We start from the raw sequence: 14,412 nt of genomic DNA on the forward strand, positions 1-14,412 counted from the left end.
GATTCAGCGACCCCTCAGAGCTTCATCAGGCTGGCGTCGTCGACCGAGGCCGAGTGGCGGGAACGGAACAGCGACACGATGATCGCGAGCCCGACCACGACCTCCGCGGCGGCGACGACCATCGTGAAGAAGGCGATGATCTGGCCGTCGAGATTGCCGTGCATGCGGGAGAAGGTGACGAACGCGAGGTTGCAGGCGTTGAGCATGAGCTCGACGCACATGAACACCACGATCGCGTTCCGCCTGATCAGCACGCCGGTGGCGCCGATCGTGAACAACAGGGCGGCGAGATACAGATAGTTGACGGGATTCACTTCGACGCCTCCTCGGCCCTCTTGAGGTGCACCGGCTCGGCCTCGGTGCGCTCCAGGCGCTCCTCGGCACGCTGTTCCAGGGCCCGCAGGTCGTTCAGTGCATCGGTCGACACGTCACGGACCTGACCGCGCTCGCGCAGCGTCTTGTTGACAGTGAGCTCGGACGGGGTGCCGTCCGGGAGGAGGCCCGCGATGTCCACCGCGTTGTGCCGGGCATAGACGCCCGGAGCCGGCAGCGGCGGCAGGTGCTTGCCCTCCCGTACGCGCTGCTCGGACAGCTCGCGCTGGGTCTTGGCGCGCTCGGTGCGCTCGCGGTGCGTGAGGACCATGGCGCCGACGGCGGCGGTGATGAGCAGGGCGCCGGTGATTTCGAAGGCGAACACGTACTTCGTGAAGATGAGGGCGGCGAGGCCCTCCACGTTGCCGTTCGCGTTGGCCTTCGCCAGGCCGTTGAACTCCGTGAGGGAGGCGTTGCCGATGCCCGCGCACAGCAGGACGCCGAAGCCGAGGCCGCACACCAGGGCCAGCCAGCGCTGGCCCTTGATGGTCTCCTTCAGGGAGTCCGCCGCGGTGACACCGACAAGCATGACGACGAAGAGGAACAGCATCATGATCGCGCCGGTGTAGACGACGATCTGGACGATGCCCAGGAAGTAGGCCCCGTTGGCGAGGTAGAACACCGCCAGAATGATCATGGTTCCGGCGAGGCAGAGCGCGCTGTGCACGGCCTTCTTCATGAAGACGGTGCACAGGGCGCCCATCACGGCCACCGTGCCGAGGACCCAGAACTGGAAGGCCTCACCGGTGGAGGTGCCGGCGGAAAGAGTGGCTGCGGCGGCGAGCTGCGCGCTCATGCCTCCACCCCCTCTTCTTCGGGCTTCTGCCCCTTGGAGGCGGCGACCTGGCGCTCGGTGCCGGGCGCGGCCTCCGTCACCAGTCCCCGGTAGTAGTCCTGCTCGTCCATGCCGGGGAAGATCGAGTGCGGCGAGTCGACCATGCCCTCTTCCAGACCTGCGAGCAGCTGCTCCTTGGTGTAGATGAGGTTGGCGCGGCTGCTGTCGGCGAGCTCGAACTCGTTCGTCATCGTGAGCGCGCGTGTGGGGCACGCCTCGATGCACAGGCCGCACAGGATGCAGCGGGCGTAGTTGATCTGGTAGACGCGGCCGTACCGCTCGCCCGGCGAGTAGCGCTCCTCGTCGGTGTTGTCCGCGCCCTCCACATAGATGGCGTCCGCGGGACAGGCCCAGGCGCACAGCTCGCAACCGACGCACTTCTCCAGGCCGTCCGGGTGGCGGTTGAGCTGATGCCGGCCGTGGAACCGCGGTGCGGTGGTCTTCTGCTGCTCCGGGTACTGCTCGGTCAGCCGCTTCTTGAACATGGCCTTGAAGGTCACGCCGAAGCCGGCGACGGGGTTCATGAAACCGGGCTTGGTCTCCTTCGGCTCCTCAGCCATCGGACCCCTCCTTTCCGTCACGAGTTCCGCCAATCGGTCCGTCACTCGCAGTATCCGACCCGCCACTGACAATCAACTCGCGCTCGCGGCGCGGGCGGCGTCGCGGCACCGGCGGCAACTCCTGTCCCGGCAGTGGTGGCACGGGGAAGCCGCCCCCCATCGGGTCGAAGGCGGCGGGCTCGGCGGGCGCCTCCTGCTCCTTGCCGGAGCGGTCGCGGAAGATGTCGGCCGCGAAGGAGAGCAGCAGCAGGACAAGGACTCCGCCACCGACGTACAGAGCGATGTCGGCGAAGTCGTAGTTCTCGTTCCTGAGGGTCCGCACGGTGGCTACGAGCATCAGCCAGACCACGGAGACCGGGATGAGGACCTTCCAGCCGAGCTTCATCAGCTGGTCGTAGCGGACGCGCGGGAGGGTGCCGCGCAGCCAGATGAAGAAGAACAGCAGCAACTGGACCTTGATGGTGAACCAGAGCATCGGCCACCAGCCGTGGTTGGCGCCCTCCCAGAAAGTACTGATGGGCCACGGGGCCCGCCAGCCGCCCAGGAAGAGGGTGGTCGACACGGCCGAGACCGTCACCATGTTCACGTACTCGGCGAGCATGAACAGCGCGAACTTGATGGACGAGTACTCGGTGTTGAAGCCGCCGACGAGGTCGCCCTCGGACTCCGGCATGTCGAAGGGGGCGCGGTTGGTCTCGCCGACCATCGTGATGATGTAGATCAGGAACGAGACCGGCAGCAGGATGATGTACCAGCGGTCGTGCTGCTGTTCGACGATCGTCGAGGTCGACATCGACCCGGAGTAGAGGAACACCGACGCGAACGCGGCGCCCATGGCGATCTCGTACGAGATCATCTGCGCGCAGGAGCGCAGACCGCCCAGCAGCGGATAGGTGGATCCAGAACTCCAACCCGCAAGAACGATCCCGTAGATGCCGACCGAGGCGACCGCGAGGATGTAGAGCATCGCGATCGGCAGGTCGGTGAGCTGCATCGTTGTACGGTGGCCGAGGATCGAGACCTCGTTGCCGGAGGGCCCGAAGGGGATCACCGCGATCGCCATGAAGGCCGGAATGGCCGCGACGATCGGCGCGAGGACGTACACCACCTTGTCCGCGCGCTTGACGATGACGTCTTCCTTGAGCATCAGCTTGATGCCGTCGGCGAGCGACTGGAGCATGCCCCAGGGGCCGTGCCGGTTGGGGCCGATGCGCAGCTGCATCCAGGCGACGACCTTGCGCTCCCACACGATGGAGAAGAGCACGGTGATCATCAGGAAGGCGAAGCAGAAGACCGCCTTGATGACGACCAGCCACCACGGGTCGTGGCCGAACATCGACAGGTCTTCAGCGGCGAGGTACGGAGTCATGCCTCCACCTCCTTGGGGGCCTCGGGGGCGAGGGTCGCCGGGCCGATTCGGACGAGGGCGCCGGGTACCGCACCGGTGTCGGAGGCGACGCCCGACCCGGCGGAGTTCAGCGGAAGCCAGACCACGCGGTCGGGCATTTCCGTGATCTCCAGCGGGAACGCGGCGGTTCCGGCGGAGCCTGTGACAGCGAGGATGTCGCCGTTCTTGACGCCCGCTTCGGCGGCCGTGGCGGCCGACACGCGCGCGTGGGCGGCGTGCCGGGTCCCGGCCAGTGCCGCGTCGCCGTCCTGGAGACGGCCCTGGTCGAGCAGCAGCCGGTGGCCCGCGAGCACGGCCTCCCCGGCAGCGGGGCGGGGCAGTTGAGCGGCGCTCTCCAGGGGCTCGGTGGCCCGCGGCCCGTCCCAGGCTCCGAGCCGGTCCAGCTCCCCGCGCGCGGTCCGCAGATCCGGCAGACCGAGGTGTACGTCCATGGCGTCGGCCAGCATCTGCAGCACCCGCGCGTCGGTGGGTGCCAGGCGGCGGGTCATCTGCTCGGGCTTGAGCGCGGCTTCGAAGAAGCGCACTCGTCCTTCCCAGTTGAGGAAGGTGCCCGCCTTCTCGGCGACCGCGGCCACCGGAAGGACGACGTCCGCGTGTTCGGTGACCTCACTGGGACGCAGTTCGAGCGACACCAGGAAGCCCACTTCGGAAAGGGCAGCACGCGCGCGTGCCGGGTCGGGAAGGTCGGCGACCTCCACGCCCGCCACCACCAGCGCCCGCAGTTCACCGCCGGCGGCGGCCTCGACGATCTGCCCGGTGTCGCGGCCGTAGCGGTGCGGGAGTTCGGAGACGCCCCAGGCGGCGGCGACCTCGTCCCGCGCGCGCGGGTCGGTGGCCGGGCGGCCGCCCGGCAGCAGCGACGGCAGCGCGCCCGCCTCGATCGCGCCGCGCTCACCGGCCCGGCGCGGAATCCACACCAGCTCGGCGCCGGTCGCGGACGCGGCCCGTACGGCCGCGGTGAGCCCGCCGGCCACGGCGGCGAGCCGCTCACCGACGACGAGCACGGCGCCCTCGGCACGCAGCGCCTCGGCCGCCCTGGCACCGTCGCCCTCCAGACCCACGCCACTCGCGAGGGCGTCCAGCCACTCGGTCTCGGTGCCGGGTGCGGCGGGCAGCAGCGTGCCGCCCGCCTTCTCCAGGCCCCGCGTCACGTGCGTGGCGAGCGAGAACGTCCGCTGCTTGTGCGCGCGCCAGGCCTTGCGCAGTCGCAGGAAGACGCCGGGCGCCTCCTCCTCGGACTCGAAACCGACGAGCAGGACGGCGGGCGCCTTCTCCAGCGCGGTGTACGTGGCCCCCGTACCGTCGAGGTCCCGTCCACGTCCGGCGACCCGGGCGGCCAGGAAGTCGGCCTCCTCGGCGCTGTGCACGCGCGCGCGGAAGTCGATGTCGTTCGTGTCGAGGGCCACGCGCGCGAACTTGCTGTACGCGTAGGCGTCCTCGACGGTGAGACGGCCGCCGGTCAGGACACCGGTCCGGCCCCGGGCACCTCCCAGCCCCTGAGCCGCCGCCTCCAGGGCCTCAGGCCAGGAAGCGGGTTCCAGGACACCTTCCGCGTTGCGGACCAGAGGGGTGGTGAGGCGATCGGTCTGCTGTGCGTACCGGAAGCCGAACCGCCCCTTGTCGCAGATCCACTCCTCGTTGACCTCGGGGTCCGCTGCCGCCAGGCGCCGCATGACCTTGCCGCGCCGGTGGTCGGTGCGCGTCGCGCAGCCGCCGGAGCAGTGTTCGCAGACACTCGGCGTGGAGATCAGGTCGAAGGGGCGGGCGCGGAAGCGGTACGCCGCCGACGTGAGCGCGCCCACGGGGCAGATCTGGATCGTGTTCCCGGAGAAGTACGACTCGAAGGGGTCGCCCTCACCGGTGCCGACCTGCTGGAGCGCCCCTCGCTCGACCAGCTCGATCATCGGGTCGCCCGCGATCTGGTTGCTGAACCGGGTGCAGCGGGCGCACAGCACGCACCGTTCACGGTCGAGCAGCACCTGCGTGGAGATCGGGACGGGCTTCTCGTAGGTCCGCTTCTTTCCTTCGAAGCGGGACTCGGAGTTGCCGTGCGACATGGCCTGGTTCTGCAGCGGGCACTCGCCGCCCTTGTCGCAGACCGGGCAGTCCAGCGGGTGGTTGATGAGCAGCAGCTCCATCACACCGTGCTGGGCCTTCTCGGCGACGGGCGAGGTGAGATGCGTCTTGACGACCATCCCGTCCGTACAGGTGATCGTGCAGGACGCCATCGGCTTGCGCTGGCCTTCGACCTCGATGATGCACTGGCGGCAGGCGCCGACCGGGTCGAGGAGCGGGTGGTCGCAGAAGCGGGGGATCTCGATGCCGAGTTGTTCGGCGGCCCGGATGACCAGGGTGCCCTTGGGCACGCTGATCTCGGCGCCGTCGATCGTCAGCGAGACGAGATCTTCCGGCGGAACCGCCGCCTCTCCCCCTCCGGAGGGAGCGCTGGTGGTCACCGTCATGCGTTCACCTCCGTGTGCTTGTCCGCCCAGGCCGTCGACTTGGCCGGGTCAAAGGGGCAGCCGCGGCCCGTGATGTGCTGCTCGTACTCCTCGCGGAAGTACTTGAGCGAGGAGAAGATCGGCGACGCGGCACCGTCGCCGAGGGCGCAGAAGGACTTGCCGTTGATGTTGTCGGCGATGTCGTTCAGCTTGTCGAGGTCGGACATGACGCCCTTGCCCGCCTCGATGTCGCGCAGCAACTGCACGAGCCAGTACGTGCCTTCGCGGCAGGGCGTGCACTTGCCGCAGGACTCGTGGGCATAGAACTCGGTCCAGCGGGTGACGGCGCGTACGACGCAGGTCGTCTCGTCGAAGCACTGGAGTGCTTTTGTGCCGAGCATGGAACCCGCGGCGCCCACTCCTTCGTAATCAAGAGGGACGTCGAGGTGCTCGTCGGTGAACATCGGGGTCGAGGAGCCGCCCGGCGTCCAGAACTTCAGCTGGTGACCGGGCCTGATCCCGCCGCTCATGTCGAGGAGTTGACGCAGTGTGATGCCGAGCGGGGCCTCGTACTGGCCGGGGCTGGCGACATGGCCGCTGAGCGAGTAGAGCGTGAAGCCCGGGGACTTCTCGCTTCCCATCGACCTGAACCATTCCTTGCCCTTTTGGAGAATTGCGGGAACTGACGCGATGGATTCGACGTTATTTACAACAGTCGGGCACGCGTAGAGGCCCGCGACGGCAGGGAAAGGGGGACGAAGCCGCGGTTGTCCACGGCGGCCTTCGAGCGAGTCGAGCAGCGCGGTCTCCTCACCGCAGATGTACGCGCCCGCGCCCGCGTGCACGGTGAGCTGGATGTCGAGCCCGCTGCCCAGGATGTTTTCGCCGAGGTAGCCCGCCGCGTAGGCCTCTCGTACGGCCTCGTGCAACCGCCGCAGCACTGGGACCACTTCACCGCGCAGATAGATGAAGGCATGCGACGACCGAATGGCATAACACGCGATCACAATGCCCTCGATGAGGCTATGCGGGTTCGCGAAGAGGAGCGGGATGTCCTTACAGGTGCCCGGCTCCGACTCGTCGGCGTTGACAACTAGATAGTGCGGCTTTCCATCTCCTTGCGGAATGAACTGCCATTTCATTCCGGTGGGGAATCCCGCACCGCCGCGGCCCCGCAGACCGGACTCCTTCACGTACGCGATCAGGTCGTCCGGCGACATGGCGAGGGCCTTGCGCAGTCCCTCGTATCCCTCGTGCCTTCGGTAGACGTCCAGCGTCCAGGACTTGTCCTCGTCCCAGAAGGCCGACAGCACCGGCGCGAGCAGTTTCTCGGGGCTGGTCTCTCCCCCGGCCTCCGGCCGTGAGGTGCCCCCGTACTGGGTGGACACGGTCATCACTCCCCCTCCTCGGCGACAGGACCCGCCGGGTGGGACGGATCGGAGGCCGACGTCTGCTGCGGCGCGTCGTGCGAGCTGAGGTGCTCGGTCGGCGACGGGTCGTGCGGCCGCTCGTCCTGGGGAGCACCGGAGCCTCGCGGGTGGACCACGCGCGCGGGGTGGGTCTCCCCCTTGGCCAGGCGGAGGCCGATCAGCGAGGCGGGTCCCGCGCTGCCGGTGGCCTCGACGGCTCCCTCACGCGTGTCGGGGAAGCCGGCCAGGATCCGGGCGGTGTCCTTGAACGTGCACAAGGGGGCGCCGCGGGTGGGCTCGACCTGTGCTCCCGTGCGCAGGTCGTCGACGAGATGCTTCGCGGAGGCCACGGTCTGGTTGTCGAAGAACTCCCAGTTGACCATCACGACCGGCGCGAAATCGCAGGCCGCGTTGCACTCGATGTGCTCCAGGGTGACCTTGCCGTCGTCGGTGGTCTCGCCGTTGCCGATGCCCAAGTGGTCCTGGAGCGCCTCGAAGATGGCGTCGCCACCCATCACCGCGCACAGGGTGTTGGTGCAGACGCCCACCTGGTAGTCACCGCTCGGCCTGCGCCGGTACATCGAGTAGAAGGTCGCGACCGCGGTGACCTCGGCCGTGGTCAGGCCCAGCATCTCGGCGCAGAACCGCTGGCCGGTGCGCGTGACATGCCCCTCCTCCGACTGCACGAGATGCAGCAACGGAAGGAGGGCGGAGCGGGAGTCCGGGTAGCGGGCGATGACCTCGCGCGCGTCCGTCTCCAGCCGGGCTCGGACATCGTCCGGATAGTCGGGCGCGGGCAGTTGGGGCATGCCCAGGCTGACGCCCTCGGGGGTGGTGGTCACCGGTCGACGCCTCCCATCACGGGGTCGATGGACGCGACGGCGACGATGACGTCGGCGACCTGGCCGCCCTCGCACATCGCCGCCATGGCCTGCAGATTGGTGAAGGACGGGTCGCGGAAGTGGACCCGGTAGGGGCGGGTGCCTCCGTCGGACACGACGTGCACCCCGAGTTCGCCCTTGGGCGACTCGACCGCCGCGTACGCCTGTCCCGGCGGGACGCGGAAGCCCTCGGTCACCAGCTTGAAGTGGTGGATCAGGGCCTCCATGGAGGTGCCCATGATCTTCTTGATGTGGTCGAGGGAGTTGCCGAGTCCGTCCGGTCCCAGGGCGAGCTGGGCCGGCCAGGCGATCTTCTTGTCCGCGACCATCACCGGGCCGGGCTGCAGCCGGTCCAGGCACTGCTCGACGATGTGCAGCGACTGGCGCATCTCCTCCAGACGGATCAGGAAGCGCCCGTAGGAGTCGCAGGTGTCGGCGGTCGGGATCTCGAAGTCGTAGTTCTCGTAACCGCAGTACGGCTGCGCCTTGCGCAGGTCGTGCGGGAGGCCCGCCGAGCGCAGAACCGGGCCGGTGGCGCCGAGGGCCATGCAGCCGGCCAGGTCGAGGTAGCCGACGTCCTGCATGCGGGCCTTGAAGATGGGGTTCCCGGTGGCGAGCTTGTCGTACTCGGGAAGGTTCTTCGTCATCTTCTTCACGAACTCGCGGATCTGGTCCACCGCGCCGGGCGGCAGGTCCTGGGCGAGACCGCCGGGCCGGATGTACGCGTGGTTCATCCGCAGGCCGGTGATGAGTTCGTAGATGTCGAGAATGAGTTCACGATCACGGAAGCCGTAGATCATGATCGTGGTGGCGCCCAGCTCCATGCCTCCGGTGGCGATGCACACCAGGTGCGAGGAGAGCCGGTTCAGCTCCATCAGGAGCACCCGGATGATCGAGGCGCGGTCGGGGATCTGCTCCTCGATGCCGAGCAGCTTCTCCACGCCGAGGCAGTACGCCGTCTCGTTGAAGAACGGCGTCAGGTAGTCCATGCGCGTCACGAACGTGGTGCCCTGCGTCCACGTGCGGTACTCGAGGTTCTTCTCGATGCCGGTGTGGAGATAGCCGATGCCGCAGCGGGCCTCGGTGACCGTCTCGCCGTCGATCTCCAGGATGAGCCGGAGCACCCCGTGGGTGGACGGGTGCTGCGGGCCCATGTTGACGATGATGCGCTCGTCGTCGGACTTGGCCGCGGTCTCGACGACCTCGTCCCAGTCGCCACCGGTCACCGTATATACGGTGCCCTCGGTGGTCTCACGGGCGGATGCGGCAGAAGAAGGGGTCTGCGTGCTCATGAGTACGACCTCCGCTGGTCCGGAGCCGGGATCTGGGCGCCCTTGTACTCGACGGGGATGCCGCCGAGGGCGTAGTCCTTGCGCTGCGGGAAGCCCTGCCAGTCGTCCGGCATCATGATCCGCGTCAGCGCCGGGTGACCGTCGAAGATCAGGCCGAAGAAGTCGTACGTCTCGCGCTCGTGCCAGTCGTTCGTCGGATAGACGGGGACCAGTGACGGGACGTGCGGATCAGCGTCGGGGGCGCTGACTTCGAGGCGGATCAGCCGGTTGTGGGTGATCGAGCGCAGGTGATAGACGGCGTGCAACTCGCGACCCTTGTCGTGCGGGTAGTGGACTCCGCTGACGCCGGTGCACAGCTCGAAGCGGAGGGCCGGGTCGTCGCGCAGGGTCTGGGCGACGCGGACCAGGTACTCGCGTTCGATGTGGAAGGTGAGCTCGTCGCGGTCGACGACCGTCTTCTCGATCGCGTTCTCGGGGACGAGCCCCTGTTCCTCCAAGGCGCCTTCCAGCTCGTCGGCGACCTCGTCGAACCAGCCCCCGTAGGGGCGGGCGGACTCGCCAGGGAGCCGGATCGAGCGGACCAGGCCGCCGTAGCCGGAGGTGTCGCCGCCGTTGTTGGCGCCGAACATTCCGCGCTGGACGCGGATCTCCTCGCCCGCGTCACCACGCTGGCCGGGGAGGTTGGAGGCGCTCAGGTCCTTCTCGGGGTTCACCCCGTTGCTCGCGCCGTTGCCGTTCGCGTCGCTCACCGCAGCAGGCCCTTCATCTCGATGGTGGGGAGCGCCTTGAGCGCCGCTTCCTCCGCCTCGCGGGCCGCCTCCTCGGCGTTCACGCCGAGCTTGGAGGTCTGGATCTTCTGGTGGAGCTTGAGAATCGCGTCCATCAGCATCTCGGGCCGCGGCGGACAGCCGGGCAAATAGATGTCGACCGGGACGATATGGTCGACACCCTGCACAATGGCGTAGTTGTTGAACATTCCGCCCGATGAGGCGCAGACCCCCATGGAGATCACCCACTTGGGGTTCGGCATCTGGTCATAGACCTGCCGCAGCACCGGCGCCATCTTCTGGCTGACGCGCCCGGCGACGATCATCAGGTCCGCCTGGCGCGGTGACCCGCGGAAGACCTCCATACCGAAGCGCGCCAGGTCGTAGCGCCCGGCGCCGGTCGTCATCATCTCGATGGCGCAGCAGGCGAGTCCGAATGTCGCGGGGAAGACGGACGCCTTGCGCACCCAGCCCGCGGCCTGCTCGACGGTGGTCAGCAGGAAGCCGCTCGGCAGTTTTTCTTCGAGTCCCATGCTTAAAGGCCCCTCAGTCCCATTCCAGGCCGCCGCGCCGCCATACGTACGCGTACGCCACGAAGACGGTGAGCACGAAGAGCAGCATCTCCACGAGCCCGAAAACACCCAGGGCGTCGAAGGTGACGGCCCAGGGGTAGAGGAAGACGATCTCGATGTCGAAGACGATGAAGAGCATCGCCGTCAGGTAGTACTTGATGGGGAAGCGCCCGCCGCCGGCCGGCGTGGGGGTCGGCTCGATACCGCACTCGTAGGCCTCAAGCTTGGCCCGGTTGTACCGCTTCGGCCCGATCAGCGTGGCCATGACCACGGAGAAGATCGCAAAGCCTGCCCCGAGGGCTCCCAGTACGAGGATGGGCGCATACGCGTTCACCGCTCCTCGCTCCTCTCAGTCGGCACTGACTGCTGGCGGATGCGTCGGACCCGATCCCTCATTCACGTGCCCCGCGCACCTCGCCCGTCCCGGCGAAGATCGCGTACATGTGAAGCAGGTCACAAGCCCAACTGCCCCGCATCCTATGCCTGCCGGTCTGTGATCTGCGACACGGGGGTCATCAAGGACTTTGTGATCTCCACCACCCGGCGAAGGATCATGAAGTCGGATGAGCGGTGATCTTCATACGCGAAGCAGTCGAGTGATCACCAAGAGGTGACATTTTGCCTCATCATTGCTGGTCGGGGCCGTCTTGCATTATCAAGGCGCGGTTGTTCAGGGCAAATTGGCGCTGGACCAGAACCCTTGATAGATGAGGCCGTTCACACATCAGAGGGAGAGGTGTGGACGGAAGTGGACGCGTGCACGCGTTCACGAGCGGGGCGACCGCCACCTACGCGCGGGACGCGGCCATCACGGAGACCGTTCCGTGACCTGCGCCACATTCACAGCAGGGCCAAAAAACCGGGCTTGGCCACCGGGTCCAACCAGTGGTAGGACGCGGGCAATTCGGGCGTAACAATGAAAGGCCATGATCACGGGCTTGATCACCTGTGTCCGCAATGCCCGTTACGGCGTCAATAAAGAGTGACGCGTGGGAGATTCGGCCGCCGATTGAACAACTGTGGCGCACCACACGTTTCTTGAAGGTATGGAGGAGCCCCTGATACCGGTTGTACCCATGTCCCACACCGCTCACATACGCAGCCACCGGAAGCCCCGCCGCAACGCGTCGACGCTCGCGATGCGCGCCGGAGTTGCCGGTGGCGTCCTCAGCACCCTGGCAGTCGCCGGTGCGTCCGGTTCGGCGAACGCAGCCGAGCCCGTGACGCAGACGCTCGAACTGCCCGCCCTGACGGCCGACCTGGCCGCACAGGTCGCACAGTCCGCTGACGCCACACAGCAGGCCGCGGCGAACTACGAGCTGCAGGCCGAGCGCGACGCGGCCGCCGCGAAGGCCGCCAAGCAGGCCAAGGCGGACCTCGCCGACGCCAAGAAGAAGGCTGAGGCGAAGAAGAAGGCGGAGGCCGCTCGCAAGGCTGCTGCCGCCGAGGCCGCCTCGCGTTCCTCCGAGCGGACCGTTCTCTCCGCCTCGGCGTCCGCGTCGACGTCCACGAATGTCTCCGCTCCTGCCAGCGGCAGCGTCGCGACGGTCATCTCGTTCCTCAAGGCGCAGGTCGGCGACGCCTACGTCATGGGCGGCACCGGCCCCAACGCGTGGGACTGCTCCGGTCTCGTGCAGGCAGCGTTCAAGCAGGTCGGCGTCGACCTGCCGCGCGTCTCACAGGACCAGTCGACGTCCGGTACGCCGGTGTCGCTCTCCAACATCCAGGTCGGCGACGTCCTGTACTGGGGTTCGGCCGGTTCGGCGTACCACGTGGGTGTCTACATCGGTAACGGCCAGTACCTGGACGCGGCCAACCCCTCCAAGGGCGTTGTCATCCAGGATCTTTCGGGCTACCCCGCTTCGGGTGCGGTGCGGGTGCTCTAGCACGCGGTGGGTACGCCGATGGTCGCCTCCCCGAGGGGAGGCGACCATCGGCGTACCCGGCCTCGTCCTCGGGCCGCTAGGCCTTCGGGGCCACCTTGGACAGGCCGTTGATGATGCGGTCCATGGCGTCGCCGCCGGTGGGGTCCGTGAGGTTGGCGAGCATTTTGAGCGTGAACTTCATCAGCATCGGGTGCGTGAGGCCGCGCTGGGCGGCGATCTTCATGACCTTCGGGTTGCCGATGAGCTTCACGAAGGCGCGGCCGAGGGTGTAGTAGCCGCCGTAGGTGTCCTTGAGGACCCGCGGGTAGCGCTGGAGGGCGATCTCGCGCTGGGCCGGGGTGGCGCGGGCGTGGGCCTGGACGATGACGTCGGCCGCGATCTGGCCGGACTCCATGGCGTACGCGATGCCCTCGCCGTTGAAGGGGTTGACCAGGCCGCCCGCGTCGCCGACCAGCAGCAGCCCCTTCGTGTAGTGGGGCTGGCGGTTGAAGGCCATCGGGAGGGCGGCGCCGCGGATCGGGCCCGTCATGTTCTCCGGGGTGTAGCCCCAGTCCTCCGGCATCGAGGCGCACCAGGCCTTCAGGACCTCACGCCAGTCCAGCTCCTTGAAGGAGGCGGAGGTGTTCAGGACGCCCAGGCCGACGTTCGACGTGCCGTCGCCCATGCCGAAGATCCAGCCGTAGCCCGGCAGGAGGCGGTCCTCGGCCCCGCGGCGGTCCCACAGCTCCAGCCAGGACTCCAGGTAGTCGTCCTCGTGGCGGGGGCTTTCGAAATAGGTGCGGACCGCGACGCCCATCGGGCGGTCCTCGCGGCGGTGCAGGCCCATCGCCAGGGAGAGGCGGGTGGAGTTGCCGTCGGCCGCGACGACCAGGGGCGCGTGGAAGGTGACCTCGCGCTTCTCACCGGTGTCGCCGAGCTTCGCGTGCACACCGGTGATCCGGCCGGTGCGGTCGTCGATGATCGGGGCGCCGACGTTGCAGCGCTCGTACAGCCGGGCGCCCGCCTTCTGCGCCTGCCGGGCCAGCTGCTCGTCGAAGTCGTCGCGCTTGCGGACGAGTCCGTAGTCGGGGAAGGAGGCGAGTTCCGGCCAGTCCAGCTGGAGCCGGACGCCACCGCCGATGATGCGGAGGCCCTTGTTCCGGAGCCAGCCGGCCTCCTCCGAGATGTCGATGCCCATCGAGACGAGCTGCTTGGTCGCGCGGGGCGTGAGGCCGTCGCCGCAGACCTTCTCGCGCGGGAAGGCGGTCTTCTCCAGGAGCAGGACGTCCAGACCCGCCTTCGCCAGGTAGTAGGCGGTGGTGGAACCGGCTGGCCCGGCCCCGACGACGATCACGTCGGCGGTGTTTTCGGAGAGGGGCTGGGGCTCGGTCACGGCGGGATCTCCCCAAGGTTAGAAATCTGCGTGCTGACGGGCACTGGACATGGGCAGTCTATGCAGCGGTACTGATCACCCGGCTGAAGGGTTGCCCCGTGAACCGAGCTCTCCCCGACGTACGGCTCCGCGTCCCCACCGACGAGGACGCCTTTGCCTGGCACCGGATCTTCGCCGACCCGGATGTCATGGAGTTCCACGGCGGCAAGGCGGCCGAACTGTCCGTGTACGAGGAGCTGACCGCCCGACAGCGTCGGCATGACGCGGAGCACGGTTTCTGCCTGTGGACGATGCTCGACGACTCGGGCGAGGTCATCGGCTTCACGGGCGCGCAGCCCTGGCCGCACGCCTGGGGCCCGGCGGGGCAGATCGAGATCGGCTGGCGGCTCGGCCGAGCGTACTGGGGGCGGGGTTACGTCACCGCGGCCGCGCACATGACGCTGGAACGGGTGCGCGCGGCGGGCGTCACCGACGTGGTCGCCATGGTCAACGCACGCAACGAACGCTCCATCGCGGTGACCAGACGCCTCGGCATGGAGCTCGCCGAGAGGTTCACGACCCCGAGATCGCAGGAGGAGGGTCACCGCTACCGGCTGGCGCTCTGAACCGGCGGAGGT

The 14,412-nt window shown here is 68.1% G+C and carries 14 protein-coding genes; 2 read left to right on the forward strand and 12 right to left on the reverse strand.

Annotated features, from left to right (window positions below; translation table 11 throughout):
• Nucleotides 1-14: 14 nt before the first annotated feature.
• The 11 genes from nuoK to ACN6LB_RS04175 are packed head-to-tail and all read right to left on the reverse strand — an operon-like array spanning nucleotide 15 to nucleotide 10,871.
• Entirely contained in the window at nucleotides 15-314 is a 300-nt protein-coding gene (nuoK, locus tag ACN6LB_RS04125; protein ID WP_093829093.1) for an NADH-quinone oxidoreductase subunit NuoK, read from the reverse strand.
• Entirely contained in the window at nucleotides 311-1,168 is an 858-nt protein-coding gene (locus ACN6LB_RS04130) for an NADH-quinone oxidoreductase subunit J (RefSeq protein WP_445024602.1), read from the reverse strand. Before ACN6LB_RS04130 ends, nuoK begins: the two co-directional genes overlap by 4 nt.
• Complete coding sequence (gene nuoI, locus ACN6LB_RS04135) at nucleotides 1,165-1,767, reverse strand: NADH-quinone oxidoreductase subunit NuoI (RefSeq protein WP_356148403.1); 603 nt, start codon at nucleotides 1,765-1,767, stop codon at nucleotides 1,165-1,167. The genes ACN6LB_RS04130 and nuoI overlap by 4 nt, the downstream gene beginning before the upstream one ends.
• The gene (gene nuoH / locus ACN6LB_RS04140) at nucleotides 1,760-3,136 is read right to left on the reverse strand and encodes an NADH-quinone oxidoreductase subunit NuoH (RefSeq protein ID WP_356148406.1); all 1,377 of its coding nucleotides are present in this window, start codon (nucleotides 3,134-3,136) and stop codon (nucleotides 1,760-1,762) included. The genes nuoI and nuoH overlap by 8 nt, the downstream gene beginning before the upstream one ends.
• Entirely contained in the window at nucleotides 3,133-5,637 is a 2,505-nt protein-coding gene (locus ACN6LB_RS04145) for an NADH-quinone oxidoreductase subunit G (protein WP_445024603.1), read from the reverse strand. The genes nuoH and ACN6LB_RS04145 overlap by 4 nt, the downstream gene beginning before the upstream one ends.
• Nucleotides 5,634-7,010 carry an NADH-quinone oxidoreductase subunit NuoF gene (gene nuoF, locus ACN6LB_RS04150; RefSeq protein WP_445024604.1) on the reverse strand — a complete coding sequence of 459 codons (1,377 nt, stop codon included), beginning with the start codon at nucleotides 7,008-7,010 and terminating at the stop codon, nucleotides 5,634-5,636. The genes ACN6LB_RS04145 and nuoF overlap by 4 nt, the downstream gene beginning before the upstream one ends.
• On the reverse strand, nucleotides 7,010-7,834 hold the full coding sequence (gene nuoE / locus ACN6LB_RS04155) for an NADH-quinone oxidoreductase subunit NuoE (RefSeq protein ID WP_445024710.1): 825 nt from the start codon (nucleotides 7,832-7,834) through the stop codon (nucleotides 7,010-7,012). Before nuoE ends, nuoF begins: the two co-directional genes overlap by 1 nt.
• A gap of 29 nt (nucleotides 7,835-7,863) precedes the next feature.
• Nucleotides 7,864-9,198 carry an NADH-quinone oxidoreductase subunit D gene (locus tag ACN6LB_RS04160; protein ID WP_445024605.1) on the reverse strand — a complete coding sequence of 445 codons (1,335 nt, stop codon included), beginning with the start codon at nucleotides 9,196-9,198 and terminating at the stop codon, nucleotides 7,864-7,866.
• A complete protein-coding gene (locus ACN6LB_RS04165; RefSeq protein ID WP_356148803.1) occupies nucleotides 9,195-9,947 on the reverse strand; it encodes an NADH-quinone oxidoreductase subunit C in 753 nt (250 codons plus the stop codon). The genes ACN6LB_RS04160 and ACN6LB_RS04165 overlap by 4 nt, the downstream gene beginning before the upstream one ends.
• Nucleotides 9,944-10,498: a NuoB/complex I 20 kDa subunit family protein gene (locus tag ACN6LB_RS04170; protein ID WP_003998928.1), complete on the reverse strand. Its 555-nt coding sequence runs from the start codon at nucleotides 10,496-10,498 to the stop codon at nucleotides 9,944-9,946. Before ACN6LB_RS04170 ends, ACN6LB_RS04165 begins: the two co-directional genes overlap by 4 nt.
• Nucleotides 10,499-10,511: 13 nt before the next feature.
• Nucleotides 10,512-10,871, reverse strand: a complete 360-nt coding sequence (locus ACN6LB_RS04175; RefSeq protein WP_007383963.1) for an NADH-quinone oxidoreductase subunit A — start codon at nucleotides 10,869-10,871, stop codon at nucleotides 10,512-10,514.
• Nucleotides 10,872-11,583: 712 nt separating this feature from the next.
• Between ACN6LB_RS04175 and ACN6LB_RS04180 the strand changes: the two genes are divergently transcribed.
• A complete protein-coding gene (locus tag ACN6LB_RS04180; RefSeq protein WP_445024606.1) occupies nucleotides 11,584-12,423 on the forward strand; it encodes a C40 family peptidase in 840 nt (279 codons plus the stop codon).
• Nucleotides 12,424-12,499: 76 nt separating this feature from the next.
• Here the strand turns inward: ACN6LB_RS04180 and ACN6LB_RS04185 are convergent, their stop codons facing one another.
• On the reverse strand, nucleotides 12,500-13,795 hold the full coding sequence (locus tag ACN6LB_RS04185; RefSeq protein ID WP_356147025.1) for a geranylgeranyl reductase family protein: 1,296 nt from the start codon (nucleotides 13,793-13,795) through the stop codon (nucleotides 12,500-12,502).
• Between the two features lie 98 nt (nucleotides 13,796-13,893).
• Between ACN6LB_RS04185 and ACN6LB_RS04190 the strand changes: the two genes are divergently transcribed.
• On the forward strand, nucleotides 13,894-14,400 hold the full coding sequence (locus ACN6LB_RS04190) for a GNAT family N-acetyltransferase (RefSeq protein ID WP_356147028.1): 507 nt from the start codon (nucleotides 13,894-13,896) through the stop codon (nucleotides 14,398-14,400).
• Nucleotides 14,401-14,412: the final 12 nt, after the last annotated feature.

It is taken from the genome of Streptomyces sp. SAS_270 (genome assembly GCF_052543295.1).